Below are 15,000 nucleotides of genomic sequence, written 5' to 3'. Positions count from 1 at the left end.
GATCGTCTACAACAAAACCATCTGTTAGGGTCTCACCTGTCCGCATCTGAACAGGAGAGGCCATGTCCCCCACCCCATCGCGCCCGCTCGCGCTGATCGCGCTGTCGGCCGCCGGCCTGATGACCATCCTCGACGGCAGCATCGTCACCGTCGCGATGCCCGCCATCCAGCGCGACCTCGGCTTCACCGCGGCCGGGCTGAGCTGGACCGTCAACGCCTACCTGATCCCCTTCGGCGGCCTGCTGCTCCTGGCCGGGCGGCTCGGCGACCTGATCGGCCGCAAGACCGTCTTCCTCGCCGGAAACGTGATCTTCGCCGCCGCGTCGCTGCTCGCCGGCCTGGCCACCACGCCCGCCGTGCTGATCGCCGCCCGCTTCCTCCAGGGCGCCGGCAGCGCGCTGGCCTCCGCGGTCGTGCTCGGCATCCTGGTGACGCTGTTCACCGAGCCACGCGAACGGGCCAAGGCCATCGGCGTGTTCAGCTTCACCGGCGCGGCCGGGGCCTCCATCGGCCAGGTGCTCGGCGGCGTCCTCACCGGCGCGCTCTCCTGGCACTGGATCTTCTTCATCAACCTGCCGATCGGCCTGGCCACCGTCGCCCTGGCCGTCCGCGTCCTGCCCGCCGACCGCGGCGCCGGCCTCGCGGCGGGCGCCGACACGCTCGGCGCCGCCCTCGTCACCGGCGGCCTCATGCTCGGCATCTACACCGTCGTCAAGATCGAGGAGTACGGCTGGGCCGCCGGGCACACGCTGGGCCTGGGCGCGCTCTCGCTCGCGCTGCTGGCCGGGTTCTTCGCCCGCCAGGCCACCGCCCGCAGCCCGCTCATGCCGCTGCGCGTCCTGCGCTCCCGCAACGTCGCCGGCGCGAACCTCGCCCAGATGCTGAGCCTGTCGGCGATGTTCGCCTTCCAGATCCTCGTCGCGCTCTACATGCAGAAGGTGCTCGGCTACGGCGCGCTGGAGACCGGCCTGGCGATGCTCCCGGCCGCGGTCGCCATCGGCGGCGTCTCGCTGTTCGTCTCCGCCCGGCTCAACGACCGGTTCGGGGCCCGTGCCGTGCTCGTCGCCGGGCTGGTGCTGCTGCTCGCCGCGATGGCCTGGCTCACCCGGGTGCCGGTGCAGGCGTCATACGTCCCCGACCTGCTGCCCGTCATGCTGCTGATCGCCGGAGGCGGCCTGGTGCTGCCCGCCCTCGCCACGCTCGGCATGTCCGCGGCCAGGGCCGACGACGCGGGGCTCGCCTCCGGCCTGTTCAACACCACCCAGCAGATCGGCATGGCGCTGGGCGTGGCCGTCCTGTCCACCATGGCCGCCTCCCGGACCGGCGAGCTGCTCGGCCAGGGCGCGACCCAGGCGGCGGCCCTGACCGGCGGCTACCGGCTGGCGTTCGGCATCGCGGCCGGGCTCCTGCTGGCGGCGCTCCTCGTCGCGCTGACCGTGCTGCGCACGCCCGCCCGGACCGCCGCCGCGTCACCCGCCCCCGTCGTCACGCACTAGGACGCGGGCGCGACGTTGTAGTTGAACCGGAACACGTTGCCCGGGTCGTACACCGCCTTGATCGCGGCCAGCCGGGCGTGGTGGGCGGCCGGGTACGCGGTGCGCACCAGCTCCGGACCGGCGGCCTCCCCGTGGCCCATGAAGCTGAGGAAGCGGCCCAGCGTCCACGGCTCCAGCTCGCGGAACACCTCCGCGGGCGCCGGCCGCCCGTCCATCGTCAGGACCGCCAGCATGAACGCCGCGTCCCGGTGCCCGACCGCGTTCGGGCGCGCCGGGGGAGCGGCCAGCGCGCCGCCCAGGTGACGCAGCTCCACGATGACCTCCGGACCGGCGTGCGCCAGGATGATCCCCGCCGCCTTCTCGTCCAGCTCGCGCAGCATGGCGTTGTCCGCGCCCCACGGCATCGGCGTCGGCGGGTCGTCGTGGATCGAGGCGCACTCCGCGTACGGCATCTCCCGCAGCGTCTCCAGCACCCGCGGGCCGACCCGCCGCAGCGGCTCGACCAGGCGCTCGCCCTCCTCCGCCGGGCCGGTGTACGCGATCCGCACGTGGCACAGCCGCCCGTCCGGACCCGGGATCAGCGCCAGCGAGGAGTTCATCTCCGCCGGGACGCCCGCGGTCCACTCCCGGTACGCCTCCAGCACCCCGGGGGCGAGCCGGGCGTCGAAGAACAGGCCGCCCCCGTACAGCCGGGACACCTCCACCAGGCCGAACTCCAGCGCCGTCACCACGCCCACGTTGTCGCGCCCGCCCACCAGCGCCCAGTACAGGTCCGGCTCGGAGTCCGGCGTGACCCGGCGGGCCCGGCCGTCGGCGGTCACCACGTCCAGCGCCAGCACCCGGTCGGCGGCCCAGCCGTGGGAGCGCCCCAGCAGCGCGAGCCCGCCGCCCAGCATGTACGCGACGACGCCCACGTGCGGCGCCGACCCGTTCAGCGGGGCCAGCCCGTACGGCGCGGCCTCGGCGATCACCTGGCCGAGCCGGGCCCCGGCCGCCACCCGGGCGGTCCGGGTCCCCGGGTCCACCTGCACGCCGGTCATGCGCCGGGTCGAGATCAGCACGCCGCCCGTCGCGGGGACCGAGAACCCGTGCCCGGCGCTCTGCACCGCCACCGGCAGGCCGTGCGCCACCGCCGCCTCGACCGCGGCCGCCACGTCCCCGGCCTCCCGGGCGCCGACGATCACGTCGGGGCGGTGCCGCACCGCCAGGTTGAAACCGGTCAGCTCCTCCTCGAACCCGTTCTGGCCAGGCAGGAACACCGGCCCGGTCACCCGGCCGGCCAGCGTGGAGGCAAGGGTGCGCGTCATGTCGTACTCCGTTCGTCTCGTCAGGCTCAGCACGGCCAGCCTGGCGACATAACATGACATCTGCCGTCATATTCTGAACGGGTGAAATTCGACCGGCTGCTGTCGATCATGCTGGTGCTCCAGCACCGGCGCCTGGTCCCCGCCAAGGAGCTGGCCGAGCTGTTGGAGGTGTCGCAGCGCACCATCTACCGCGATCTCGAGGCGCTGTCCGCCGCCGGCGTCCCCGTCTACGCCGAGCGCGGCAAGCACGGCGGCGTCGGGCTGCTGGCCGGGTTCCGCACCGACGTCACCGGGCTGACCACCGACGAGGCCAGGGCGCTGTTCGTGCTGAGCGCCCGGGGCGCCCACGCGGCGCTCGGCCTGGACCAGGCGTTCGGCTCCGCGATGCGCAAGGTGATGGCCGCGCTCCCCGCGCCGCACCGGCCCGCGGCCGAGCTGACCAGCCGCCGCATCCTCGTCGACCCCGACCGCTGGCTCGCCGGTCCCCGCCCCGACTTCCAGCTCGACACCCTGCTCGACGCGGTCCTCGCCGACCGGCGGCTGCGCCTGCGCTACCGGCACAGCGGCCAGCGCGCCGTCCGCGGCTACACCGTCGACCCGTACGGGCTGGTCGCCAAGGCCGGCGTCTGGTACCTGGTCGCCGACCACCGGCGCGGCCCGTACCTCTACCGCACGGAACGCATCTCCCGCGTGACCGTCACCCCCGAGCCCGTACGCCGCCGCCCCGGCGTGGAGCTGGCGCAGGTGTGGGACGAGCTGCGCCGCCAGGTGGAGCAGCGCGGCGACGGCATCCGGATCGAGACGCGCGTCCGGCGGTCACGCCTCGACATGGTGACCCGCATCGCCGGCGGCTACTTCAGCGGCCCGCCCGAGGACGACGGGCCCGACTGGGTGCGCGTGCCGTTCACCTACCCGGAGCTGGGCGCGGTCTGCCACCTGCTGCAGTTCCACGCGGACATCGAGGTCACCGCGCCGCCCGAGGCCCGCGACCACCTGTCCCGCGCGGCGTCCGCGATCTCCGCCCTGTACCGTGACTGACATGGCGGCCGACGCGGCGACCGACGGCGCCGGTCAGGGATGGCGGGCGTTGACGAACGGGCTGGTCAGGTGGGCCGTCGCCAGCGTGGCGCGGCGGCGCCTGGCGTCCGCGAGCAGGGCGCGGCGCGTCTCGGCGGCCACCGCCTGGTCCGCCTCCAGCGCGTAGCCGACGTCCGGGGCGACCAGTTGCACGGCGTGCACCAGCACGTCGCCCGTGATCACCATGCGCCGGCCGTGGCCGTCGACCAGCACCGACTGGTGGCCCACGGTGTGCCCCGGCGTCGGGATCGCGGTGAGCCGGCTGCCACGCGCGCCGGCCAGCCGCACCTCGCCGTCGATCTCGCGGAGCTGCCCCGTGCGCTGCAACGGCACGATCAGGTAGTCGCGCATCGGGCTGGTCGCCGCGAGCCGCGCCACCTCGGTCCGCTGGACCACGTACCGGGCGTTCGGGAACGTCGGCACCCCGTCCGTGCTCACCGACCAGCCCATGTGGTCCTCGTGGACGTGGGTCAGCACGACCAGGTCCACGTCCGCCACGTCGATGCGGGCGGCGGCGAGCAGCTCGGGCAGCACGCCCGGGGCGGCCCACGCCGAGCCGGGGCTGCCGGCCGGGCCGACCCCGGCGTCGACCAGCGCGATCCGCCCGCCCGGACGCCGCACCGCGTAGCAGCGGAAGTCGAGCTTCCAGGCGAGGCCGGGGCCGAACGCGCCCGGGTCGGCCCGGCGGGCCCGCCGCCAGTCCTCCTCCGTCGCGTCCGGGAACATCTCGGTACGCGTCGCCGGGAAGGTGTCGGCGGAGTCGCGGAGCGCCACCACGTCGAAGGCGCCCACGGACCTGGACGTGATGGCCCCGCCCGGCGACGCCCCGGCGTGGGCCGCCGCGGGAAGGGCGGCCGAGGGCAGGAGCGCGCCCGCCCCGGCGGCGACCGCGCCCCACAGGAACGTCCGACGATGCACTCCGGTCATGATGTGTGTCTCCTCTGCGTTCGGCTCCGGGATCATCCTGATCGGGGCGGCGAAGGCGGCAGGAGTAGCAGGAATGCCAACATGCGCTACATTCCTGCCATGCGCAGCGTCGCTCTGCTTCTCCATGACGGGATGAGCGTGCTGGACTACTCGGTCGCCTGCTGGGTGTGGGGAGCCGACCGCTCCCAGGCCGGGGTGCCGCGCTTCGACCTGCGGCTCTGCTCGGTCGACGGGGCTCCGGTCACGATGGAGCCCGCCGCGCGGGTCCAGCCCGCGCACGCGCTCGGCGGCCTCGCCGACGCCGACCTGATCGTCATCCCGGGCGCCGGCGTTCCCCAGGGGCCGCTGGACGGGCGGCTCGCCGGCGCGCTGCGCGCCGCCGCCGGCCGGGGCGCCGACCTCGCCGCCCTGTGCAGCGGCGCGTTCGTGCTGGCCGCCGCCGGGCTGCTCGACGGGCGGCGCGCTACCACCCACTGGATGCTGGCCGGCCGGCTCGCCGAGGCGCACCCCGAGGTCACGGTCGATCCGGACGCGCTGTTCGTGGAGGACCGCGGCGTCTGGACCTCCGCGGGCGCCACCGCCGGCATCGACCTGTGCTTGCACCTCGTACGGCTCGCGCACGGCGTGAACGTGGCCAACACCATCGCCCGCCACCTGGTCGCCGCCGGTCATCGCGACGGCGCCCAGGCCCAGTACGTCGCCAGGCCGGTGCCCGCCACCGGCTCGGCCGCCCCGGACATCGCCGGCACCCAGGCGTGGGCGCTGGAGCGGCTCGACCAGGCGCTGACCGTGGCCGACCTGGCCGCGCACGCCCGGACCAGCCCGCGCACGTTCGCCCGGCACTTCGCCGACTACACCGGCACCACCCCGGCCCAGTGGCTGCTGCACGCCCGCATCGCCCGCGCCCAGCAGTTGCTGGAGTCCACGACGCTGCCCATCGACCAGGTCGCGGCCCGCTGCGGCTTCGGCGTCACCGCGCTGCTGCGCCGCCACTTCGCCCGGCTGATCGGCACCTCGCCGGGCCGCTACCGCCGCCTGTACGGCCACTGAACCCCCGCGCGGGGGCTGTCCTCAGGGCGACATCAGCTGGTCGGCGAGCGCCGTCCGCGCGTACAGCACCTGGCGGCCCGCCCTCGTGCGGGACAGCAGGCCGTTGCGCCGCAGCACGGCGAGATGCTGGGAGACGGCGCTGGGCGTGACGCCGTGCCGCCGGGCGAGCTCCGACGTCGACATGGGGTCGTCCAGGGTCGCCAGCAGGCTCGCCCGCGTGGGCCCGATCAGCTCGGCGAGCGCCTCCGGCGGGGGCGCCGGGTACGCCTCCCACAGGGTGCCGATGCCCCGGCACCGGTAGATCACGGTGGGCGGCTCGCCGGGCCCGACGGGGGCGATGGTCTGCGGCGCGAACAGCGTGGGCACCAGCCACAGGCCGCGCCCGGCCACGTCGGCCTCGTAGTCCAGCGAGGCGCCGCCGTACACGCGCAACGCGCCGTCGGCGAAGCTCACCCGGTGGTCGAGGCCGCGCAGCACGGCGGCGGCGCCGTCGGCGGCGGCCTGCCGCGCCCGGTGCAGCAGGTCGGCCTCCAGCACGGCGCGCATCCGGGGCCAGTGCGGGGCGACGGCCGCGTCCCAGTAGCGTCCCAGCACGCCGGCGATGGCGGCCGGATCGGTCGTTCCGGGCAGCGGGTGGGTGCCGTAGACGGCGCGGAAGTCGGCCAGGGCGCGCTCGGGCGGGGTGCCGCGCAGGCGGTCGAGCTCGCCGGCGATGTCGGGAGAGCGTACGGCGGGGCGCGGGGTGAGGAAGTCGGGCAGCCAGTCACGGCCGGGGCTGAGCAGGCCGTCGAGCACGGCGACGTCGGCGGGCGCCGCCCCGGCGAGCGCCGCGCGTGCCCGCCGGATCCAGGGCAGGTGGATCGCGTGCCGCTCCGGCCGCCGCAGGGCCCACAGGCTGGTGACGGTCTCCAGCAGCGGCGAGCAGGCGAAACGCACGTCCGCGAGGTCGTCGACGGACAGCCGGTAGGTAATCATTAAGCCAGAGCCTAAATCAGTGTCGGCGTGGGGCGGCTCCCGGTTGACTCCTCGGCCATGGCTGTCATCGTGCATCAGGTGGCCCGGCCCCACGAGTGGCCGGACACCGGAGACTTCGCATATGTCAAGATCCCCGACCCGGTGCCGGGCCCGGGACAGGCGCTGGTGGAGAACCTCTACCTCTCGGTCGACCCGTACATGCGGGAGCGGATGGACACCGACGACCTCGGCATCCCCCTGGAGGGCCGCTCCATCGGCCGGGTCGCCGACTCGCGCGACCCCCGGCTCGCACCCGGTGACCTGGTCTTCCACCGCCAGGGGTGGCGCAGCCACGCCGTGGTCGCGCCGGAGGACGTCCGGATCCTGCCCCGGGCGCCCGGCGTGCCGGTGACCGCGTACCTGGGCGTGCTGGGCGGGACGGGCCTGTCGGCGTACGTGGCGCTCACCCGGGTGGCCCGGCTGCGCGAGGGGGAGACCGTGTTCGTGTCGGCGGCGGCCGGGGGAGTGGGCAGCGCGGCCGGCCAGTTCGCCAGGCTGCTCGGCGCCGGGCGGGTCGTCGGCAGCGCCGGCTCGGCGGCCAAGGCCGCCTACCTGACCTCCGAGCTGGGCTTCGACGCCGCGATCGACCACCGGGCGGGCGACCTCGGCGGCCGGCTCGCCGCCGCCGCGCCGGACGGGATCGACGTGTACGTCGACAACGTGGGCGGCGACCACCTGGAGGCGGCCATCGGCGCGCTGCTCCCGCACGGGCGCGTCGCCTGGTGCGGCGCGGTCGGCCAGTACAACACGCCGGTCGCGCCCGCCGCGCCGCGCAACCTGTTCGACGTCGTGGGCAAGCAGCTCCGCCTGGAGGGCTTCCTCGTCCGCGACTACGGGCACCTGCAGCCCGAGCTGGAGGAGTTCGCGATCCCGCACCTGCGAGCCGGGCGGCTCGTCGCGGCGGAGACGGTCACCGAGGGCCTCGACGGCATGGCCGACGCCTTCATCGCCATGCTCCGCGGCGGCAACGTGGGCAAGATGATCGTCAAGCTGTAGCGGGACCGCGCCGCTACCGTGCGCCCGCCCGGCTCTCCAGCCAGTGCACCAGCCCGCCGCTGAGCGGGATCTGGACGTCGGTGACGTCGAGCAGCACCACCTCCACCCCCCACCGCCCGCTCGTCTCACTCACCCGGTCGGCCAGCGCGGCGTGGTCGTAAGCCGCCAGCGCCGGCAGCTCGGCCAGGTCCCGCTGGGCGATGTGACGCCGCAGCTCGCCCTCGACCGCCATCGCCGTGGCCGCCGCCGGGCTCTCGACCGCCGTCGCGAACCGTACCGGGTCGGTCACCGCCGTCAGCGCGGCCGCCGTGACCTGCACCGTCACCCCGTCCCTGGTCACCGCGCCGGCACAGAACAGCTCGAGCGGCTCCAGCCGCAACGGCACCCGCACCTCCCGGTCCAGCGCCGGCCACATGACCACCGGCCCCGGCCCGCGCACCCCCTTCGTCCGCCCGAACCTGCGCACCACCAGCCGCTCGTCCTCGCCCACCACCCGGAAGCACCGCCCGGCGATCACGAGAAGGGACAGGCCCAGCAGGATCCACAGCCCGGGCTCAGCGATGTCGAGTGCGTCCATATGGGCCCTCTCCCTCCATGGTCGTGCCGCGGCCATGCGGGTGAGCAGGCGCTCCGGGGGACCTTCCGCCCCTCACGCATGGCCCTACAGTCTGCCCGTCCCCGGCCGGGAACTCCATCGGGCCTGGCACCCATCTCCGGCCGGGCCACCATGTAGACGGGAACCGCAGGTCGCGCGGTCAGCGGCGGCAGGCGGCCAGGGTGGTGAGGATGACCTCGGCGAGCCGCTCGCGCGGGTACGGGCCGCCTTGACGCCGTCCTCCGGGCCGGCGAAGCCTGACTCGCCGCACCGCATCGGGGCTGGTTGTCAATACCTCTGGGGTCTTGGGGTCGGGGGACCTGGTGGAGACGCGGGGGACCGGGGAAGGGCGGGATCGTCGACGGCATGCGAATCTCCAGGCTCCAACTCGCGGCGGCGGTCGTGTCGCTGCTCACTCTCATCACGGCCCTGGTGACGGCGGGGCTGCCCGCGCCGTCGTACACGGCCGGGTTCGCGCCCCATCTCGTGACGGCGGGGGCCGCGCTGGCGGGGGCGGTGTTCGCGCTGGTCCCCCGGCCGGCGCCGCTCGGGTGGGCGGCGGCGGTGCTGCTGCTCTGGTCGGCGGGCGGGGTGGTGCTGGACGGGTTCCGGGCGTTCTTCGCGGTCACCGGCATCCCGGCGGGCGACTTCGCGACGGTCGACTGGCCGGGGATGGCGGGCCGGGCGCTCGCGCTGGCCGCGACCGGGCTGGTGGGCGCGCTGATCCTGCGGCGGACCCGGGTGCCGGGCGGGCCCTGGCTCGGCTACACGGCGTTCGCGCTGGGCTTCGTCTACCCGACCGCCAAGCTCTACTGGTCGTTCGGCGGCGAGTTCCTGCGCCCGGCGGTGTACGCGGAAGGGTTCCCGTACGGTGAGCTGGTCATGCTGGTGGTGGGCGCGGCCGGGTCGCTGGCGCTGGTGCAGGGGTGGGGGCGGCGGCTGCCGCGCCGGCTGGTGCTGGCCGGCGGCTGGACGGGAGCCGCCATGCTGGCCACGATGGGAAGTATGTCGGTTTTCGGCACGCTTGCGCAGCTTCTCGGGGTGACCGACGGCCCGGTGCCGCTCGGCGACGCCTCGGCCGTCATCATGGTGTCCGTGGTCTATGGAAGCTGGCTGCTGTTCGGGCTCGCCGTGGGTGGGGCCACGCTGGCCTTCCAGCGCGGATGAGCCCCGCCCGCAGGTTCGACGTCACCGTCGCGTTCGTGCTCGGACTGCCGGTCTTCCTGCTGTCCGCCGTCGTGGCCGTGCTGTCCGTGCCCGGCCCGAGGGCGATCGTCCTGGTGGCGGCCTGCCTGGTGGCGCACGTGGCGTTCGCGTTCCGTCGGGACCTGTGGGCGTTCGCGGTGATCGCCGGGGTGATGGCCGTCCAGGCGGCGGTGACGGGCCTGTTCATGGTGCTGCCGACGGTCGTGCTCTTCCCGCTCGCGCTGTATTCGCGCACCGCGTACGGCAGCCCGTACCCGCCGCTGGTCGTGGGCGTGGCGGGGGCGGGGCTGGCGGCGGCCAGGTTCGCCACCGACGCCAGCGTGGCCGCCGCCCGGCTCGGCCCGGACCCGTGGATGCTGCTCGGCCTGCTGCTGGCCGTCGTCGTCGCGGCCTGGGGCCTGGGCCTGCACCGCAGGAGCCAGCTCCGCTACGTGGCACTGCTGGAGGAGCAGGCCACGATGTCGGCCGAGCGGGCCACGCTGGCGGAGCGGGCCAGGATCGCCCGCGAGATGCACGACGTCGTCGCGCACGCCCTCGCCGTGATCGTCGCCCAGGCCAGGGGCGGCCGGCTGGCGCCCGCCCGCGCCCCGGAGGTGCTGGCCACCGTCGAGGAGACCGGGCGGCAGGCGCTCACCGAGATGCGCGGCCTCGTCGGCGTCCTGCGCGCCGAACCGGCCGGGCTCACGCCGCAGCCCGGCCTCGCCGACCTTCCCGGCCTGCTCGACCGTACGCGCGCGGCCGGGCTCGACGTCACCATGACCGCCTCCGGCGAGGCCAGGCCGATCGGCCCGGGGGCGGAACTCGCGCTCTACCGCGTGGTCCAGGAGGCGCTGACCAACACGCTCAAGCACGGCGGCGGCGCGGCCCGCTCGTCGGTGGACGTGTCGTGGACCCGGGGCGCGCTGGAGGTGACGGTGACCGACGACGGCCCGCCCCCGGCCCCGGGCAAGCCCCCGGGACACGGGCTGGCCGGGATGCGCGAGAGGATGGCGGCCGTCGGCGGCACCGTGTCCGCCCGGGCCGAGGAGGAGCGGGGGTTCGTGGTGAGGGTCCGGCTGCCGTACCGGGAGGGCGCGCGATGACGATCAGGGTGTTCGTGGTCGACGACCAGGACCTGGTGCGCACCGGCACGGCCATGGTGATCGACGCGCAGGACGACATGGCGGTCGTCGGCGAGGCGCGCGACGGGCTCGACGCCCTCGCGGGCCTGGCGCGCGTCAGCGCCGACGTGGTGCTGATGGACGTGCGGATGCCGCGCCTCGACGGCGTCGAGACCACCCGCCGCCTGCTGGCCGGGGGCGGCCCGAAGGTCATCGTGCTGACCACGTTCGACCTGGACGAGTACGCGTTCGCCGCGCTGCGGGCGGGCGCGTCGGGGTTCCTGCTGAAGGACGCGCCGGCGGACGAGCTGGTGGCCGCGGTGCGGACCGTCCACGCGGGCGACGCGGTCATCGCCCCGTCGACCACCCGGCGGCTGCTCGACCACGTCGCCCCCACGCTGCCTCGGCCCGCGGGCCCGGGCGTCCAGCTCACCGAGCGGGAGCGGGAGGTCCTGCGGCGCATCGCGGCGGGCGAGACGAACGCCGAGATCGCCGGCCGCCTCTACATGGCGGAGGGCACGGTCAAGACCCACGTCGGCCGCATCCTGGCCAAACTGGGGCTCCGCGACCGCGTCCAGGCGGTCATCTGGGCCTACGAGCACGGCTACGCCAGGACCGGCGGTCCCGGCCCTCACGCGTGACCCCGCCGCCCCCTGACGAACAGCACCGCGCCCACGGGGGTGAACAGCAGCCCCAGCCCGCCGACGATCAGCGGGCCGAGGAACCCCGACGAGAACGAGGCGATCCGCGCGTCCGCCGGGTCGCCCGGGTCGTAGGCGACGGGCACGCTCTCGCCCGTCGCGTAGGACGGCGGGTTGCTGCCGGTGGAGTCCCGGAACGTGTACGTCCGGCCGCCGACGCTGAACTCCACGGTCGGGTACCACGCCGACTCCCGGCGCCGGTGCCCGTCGGAGTTGCGAGGCTTGGTGGTGATCCGCTCCGTCATGTCGACCACGGTCCCGTCGGCCCGCCCGGCCGAGGACAGGAAGCTCGCCGAGGAGACGGCCAGCGCGACGCCGACGCCGAGCAGCACCAGCCCGACCACGCCGAAGATCGCGCCGAGCAGGGTGAGAGGCCGTCCGATGTGCATGGGACGAGTGTGGCGCAAAGGGACAACTGATTTCGACTGCGCGAACCGTTGATCAACAATACGGTGGGGGCATCGCGAGTGCGGGAGCGTGGTGCGTGACGGAACTGGCCTGTGGCGTCCTGGGTCCGGTCTTCCTCCGGGTGGCCCGGCGGACCGTCGAGCTGAGCGGCAAGCAGAGCGCCCTGCTCGCCGTCCTCGTGCTCGACGCGAACGCCACCGTGTCCCGGGACCGCCTGGTCGCCGCCCTGTGGGACAGCCCGCCCACCTCGGCCGTCTCCAACCTGCAGACCTATGTCGCCCGGCTGCGCAAGGCGCTCCCGGCCGGGATCCGCATCCTCACGAAGGGCACCGGCTACCTGCTGGAGGCCGACGCCGACCTGATCGACCTGCTCGTCTTCGAGCGGGAGACCCGGCTCGCCCGCTCGGCCGCGGCCGAGGGCGCGCAGGAGGCCGCCGCCGGACACTACGAGCGGGCGCTGGCGCTGTGGCGCGGCCAGCCCGCCGAGGGCGTCCGCCTGCCGGCCGGCGTGCTCGCCCGCCTCGACGAGCTGGAGGAGCGGCGCACGCGGACCCGCCTCGACCACGCCGAGACCAAGCTCGGCCTCGGGCACGCCCAGGACGTCATGAACGACCTGCGCCGCCTGCTGGCCGAGCACCCCCTCCAGGAACGGGCCTGGTACCTGCTCATGCTGGCGCTGGCCCGCACGGGACAGCGCGACATGGCGCTCGACGTCTTCCGGCAGGCCCGCGACGTGCTCGTGGGCGAGCTCGGCGTGGAGCCGGGCAAGGACCTGCAGCAGCTCCAGGCCAGGGTGCTGGGCGGCGACCTGCCGTCCGGCGCGGCCCCCGGGCCGCGTGACGGGGGCGTGTGCCAGCTCCCGCCGGACGCCGCCGACTTCGTCGGCCGGGCCGACGAGCTGGTGGCCGCGCTGGAGACGCTGCGCCCGGCCCGCCCGCAGGTGGGCCCCGAGCCGCCCGTCCCCGTGTGCGTGATCTCCGGTCAGGGCGGCGCCGGCAAGACGACGCTCGCCGTCCACGCCGCCCACCACCTGCGGCGCGACTTCCGGGACGGCCAGCTGTACGTGAACCTGCACGGCGCGGGCCAGTCGCCGGTCACGCCGGAGACGGCACTGGGCCGGTTCCTGCGCGCGCTCGGCGTCGACAGCGCCGCGATCCCGGCGAGCCTGGAGGAACGGGCGGAGATGTACCGGGGGAAGCTGGCCGACCGGCGCTTCCTCGTGGTGCTCGACGACGCCGCGGACGAGGGCCAGCTCCGCCCGCTGCTGCCCGGCACCCCGGGCTGCGCGGTGCTGGTCACCAGCAGACGGCGCCTGACCGGCCTGCCCGCCGCGCGCCGGATCGAGCTGCCGCTGATGCCGCCCGGCGAGGCGCGCGAGCTGCTGCGGTCCGTCATCGGCGCCGAACGGGCGGCCGAGGCGGCGGGCGACACCGACCGGCTCGTCCAGCTCTGCGGCGGCCTGCCCCTCGCCGTGCGGATCGCCGGGGCCAAGCTCGCCGCCCGCCCGCACTGGAACGTGGACCAGCTCGTCGCCCGGCTGCGCGACACCCGCGACCGCCTGCGGCACCTGTCCCACGGCTCCCAGGCGGTGCGGGCCACGCTCGCCGTGGGCTACCAGGGCCTGACGCTGCCGGCGCAGCGGCTGTTTCGCCTGCTCGGCCTGCTGGAGGCGCCGGACTTCGCCGCGTGGACGGCCGCCGCCCTGCTCGACGCGCCCCCGGCCGAGGCCGAGGACCTGGTCGAGGAGCTGGTCGACGTCCGCCTGCTGGACGTCGCGGGCCGCGACCGGAGCGGGCAGACCCGGTTCCGCTTCCACGACCTGACGCGCGCGTACGCCCGCGAATGCGCCGAGGCCGCCGAGACGGAGGCCGAGCGGACCACGGCGGTGCGGCGGGCGGTGAGCGGCTGGCTCGCGCTGACCCGCCAGGCCCACATCAAGCTGTGCGGCGGCGACTACCAGCTCCCGCGCGGCGGCGACCTGCTCTGGTCGCCCGGCCCGCAGGTCACCGACGGGCACGTCCTGCCCGACCCGCTCGCCTGGATCGAGGCCGAACGCGCGGCCCTCGTCGCCGCCGTCCGCCAGAGCGCCACTCTGGTGGCGTGCTGGGAGCTCGCCGCCGCGGCCATGCACCCGCTGGAGACCCGCGGCCTCTACGACGAATGGCACGCGATGCACGAGACCGCCCTGGCCAGCACCCGCGCCACCGGCGACGTCCGGGGCCAGGCGGTCGCCCTCTACGGCCTGGCCCGCCTGCACTTCGCCCGCAACGAGCTGGCCCGCTGCGAGCAGGTCATCGAGGAGTCGCTGGCGCTGTTCGACAGGGCCGACGACCCGTACGGCCACGCCCTGGCCCAGGTCACCCTGGCCGAGCTGCACCGCCTGCGGGGCCGCGCCGCCGACGCGCTCGCCTGCTACGAGCAGGCGGGCGACGGCCTGGCCCGCGCCGGCGACCGGTTCACCGAGATCACCCGCGTCCGCGGCATCGGCCGCCTGCACTTCAGCCAGGGCCGGTACGACCTCGCCACCCGCCACATCCGGCGCGCGATCATGCTCGCGGACCGCACCGGCGACGTCCGCTCCCGCGAGTTCACCCGGATCGTCCTCGGCGAGATCGAGCTCGAACGCGGCGACCTCGCCGCCGCCGAAGACTGCTTCAGCCGGGCGCGGGCCTGCCTCGACGAACTCGGCTTCCCCCTCGGGATCGCCTACGCCGTGCTCGGGCTCGGCATGGTCAGGCTCGCCCAGCACGACCTGGCCGACGCCGAACGCCGGCTGCGGCACGCCCTGGAGATCTACCACGGCGTCCAGGACCGGGTCAGCCAGGCCCGCGTCTTGTTCACCTGGGCCGACCTGCGGCGCAGGCAGGGCCGCTCCGGCGAGGCGATCGCCACGCTCACCGAGGTCATCGCCATCGCGGGTGACATCCCCGCGCCCCGCCGCCAGGGCCTGGCCCTGCGCGCCCTCGGCGACCTGCACCACGAGCTCGGCGACCTGCCCCAGGCCGTCGACGCCTGGCGGCGCGCCCTCACCGTCCTCGGCGCCGCCTCGCCCGAGGCGGCCGAGCTCACGAGCAAGCTGGAGCTGCACGGCCGGCCGTGAGCCGCCGATGTCACGTTCGCGGT

The 15,000-nt window shown here is 75.4% G+C and carries 13 protein-coding genes; 8 read left to right on the top strand and 5 right to left on the bottom strand.

Features of this window, described 5'->3' with window-relative positions; all coding sequences use genetic code 11:
* The first annotated feature begins 62 nt into the window (after positions 1–62).
* Positions 63–1,496 (top strand): MFS transporter, encoded by a 1,434-nt coding sequence (locus tag AB0J53_RS42840; RefSeq protein ID WP_364183498.1) that lies wholly within the window; start codon positions 63–65, stop codon positions 1,494–1,496.
* Here the strand turns inward: AB0J53_RS42840 and AB0J53_RS42835 are convergent.
* Positions 1,493–2,803, bottom strand: a complete 1,311-nt coding sequence (locus AB0J53_RS42835) for an FAD-binding oxidoreductase (protein WP_364183495.1) — start codon at positions 2,801–2,803, stop codon at positions 1,493–1,495. The two genes, AB0J53_RS42840 and AB0J53_RS42835, sit on opposite strands and share 4 nt — an antisense overlap.
* Before the next feature lie 81 nt (positions 2,804–2,884).
* On the opposite strand from AB0J53_RS42835, the gene AB0J53_RS42830 reads away from it, so the two are divergent.
* Positions 2,885–3,841: a YafY family protein gene (locus AB0J53_RS42830; RefSeq protein ID WP_364183492.1), complete on the top strand. Its 957-nt coding sequence runs from the start codon at positions 2,885–2,887 to the stop codon at positions 3,839–3,841.
* Between the two features lie 33 nt (positions 3,842–3,874).
* Here the strand turns inward: AB0J53_RS42830 and AB0J53_RS42825 are convergent, their stop codons facing one another.
* Positions 3,875–4,807 (bottom strand): MBL fold metallo-hydrolase, encoded by a 933-nt coding sequence (locus AB0J53_RS42825; RefSeq protein WP_364183489.1) that lies wholly within the window; start codon positions 4,805–4,807, stop codon positions 3,875–3,877.
* 99 nt (positions 4,808–4,906) lie between these two features.
* Between AB0J53_RS42825 and AB0J53_RS42820 the strand changes: the two genes are divergently transcribed.
* The gene (locus AB0J53_RS42820; protein WP_364183486.1) at positions 4,907–5,857 is read left to right on the top strand and encodes a helix-turn-helix domain-containing protein; all 951 of its coding nucleotides are present in this window, start codon (positions 4,907–4,909) and stop codon (positions 5,855–5,857) included.
* A 21-nt stretch (positions 5,858–5,878) separates the two neighbouring features.
* On the opposite strand, the gene AB0J53_RS42815 is transcribed toward AB0J53_RS42820, so the two are convergent.
* Positions 5,879–6,832, bottom strand: a complete 954-nt coding sequence (locus AB0J53_RS42815) for a helix-turn-helix domain-containing protein (protein ID WP_364183483.1) — start codon at positions 6,830–6,832, stop codon at positions 5,879–5,881.
* A gap of 57 nt (positions 6,833–6,889) precedes the next feature.
* Here AB0J53_RS42815 and AB0J53_RS42810 point away from each other — a divergent pair, with 57 nt between their 5' ends.
* A complete protein-coding gene (locus AB0J53_RS42810) occupies positions 6,890–7,867 on the top strand; it encodes an NADP-dependent oxidoreductase (RefSeq protein WP_364183481.1) in 978 nt (325 codons plus the stop codon).
* Positions 7,868–7,880: 13 nt separating this feature from the next.
* Here the strand turns inward: AB0J53_RS42810 and AB0J53_RS42805 are convergent, their stop codons facing one another.
* Entirely contained in the window at positions 7,881–8,444 is a 564-nt protein-coding gene (locus AB0J53_RS42805; protein ID WP_364183478.1) for an SPFH domain-containing protein, read from the bottom strand.
* Between the two features lie 384 nt (positions 8,445–8,828).
* On the opposite strand from AB0J53_RS42805, the gene AB0J53_RS42800 reads away from it, so the two are divergent.
* Genes AB0J53_RS42800 through AB0J53_RS42790 form a run of 3 tightly spaced genes read left to right on the top strand, consistent with a single transcriptional unit; the run spans position 8,829 to position 11,409 of the window.
* A complete protein-coding gene (locus AB0J53_RS42800) occupies positions 8,829–9,629 on the top strand; it encodes a hypothetical protein (RefSeq protein ID WP_364183475.1) in 801 nt (266 codons plus the stop codon).
* Positions 9,626–10,750, top strand: coding sequence for a histidine kinase (locus AB0J53_RS42795; protein WP_364183472.1), 1,125 nt, complete (start codon positions 9,626–9,628; stop codon positions 10,748–10,750). Before AB0J53_RS42800 ends, AB0J53_RS42795 begins: the two co-directional genes overlap by 4 nt.
* Positions 10,747–11,409: a response regulator transcription factor gene (locus AB0J53_RS42790; RefSeq protein WP_364183469.1), complete on the top strand. Its 663-nt coding sequence runs from the start codon at positions 10,747–10,749 to the stop codon at positions 11,407–11,409. Before AB0J53_RS42795 ends, AB0J53_RS42790 begins: the two co-directional genes overlap by 4 nt.
* On the opposite strand, the gene AB0J53_RS42785 is transcribed toward AB0J53_RS42790, so the two are convergent.
* Complete coding sequence (locus AB0J53_RS42785; protein WP_364183467.1) at positions 11,400–11,858, bottom strand: DUF3592 domain-containing protein; 459 nt, start codon at positions 11,856–11,858, stop codon at positions 11,400–11,402. The two genes, AB0J53_RS42790 and AB0J53_RS42785, sit on opposite strands and share 10 nt — an antisense overlap.
* Before the next feature lie 95 nt (positions 11,859–11,953).
* Between AB0J53_RS42785 and AB0J53_RS42780 the strand changes: the two genes are divergently transcribed.
* The gene (locus tag AB0J53_RS42780; RefSeq protein ID WP_364183465.1) at positions 11,954–14,977 is read left to right on the top strand and encodes a BTAD domain-containing putative transcriptional regulator; all 3,024 of its coding nucleotides are present in this window, start codon (positions 11,954–11,956) and stop codon (positions 14,975–14,977) included.
* Positions 14,978–15,000 lie beyond the last annotated feature (23 nt).

This window comes from Nonomuraea sp. NPDC049725 (assembly GCF_040674795.1).
In the GTDB taxonomy this organism is placed as follows: Bacteria; Actinomycetota; Actinomycetes; order Streptosporangiales; family Streptosporangiaceae; genus Nonomuraea; species Nonomuraea ceibae.
The sequence above is the reverse complement of the archived record's forward strand: the minus strand, read 5'-3'. Positions and strand labels throughout refer to the sequence as shown.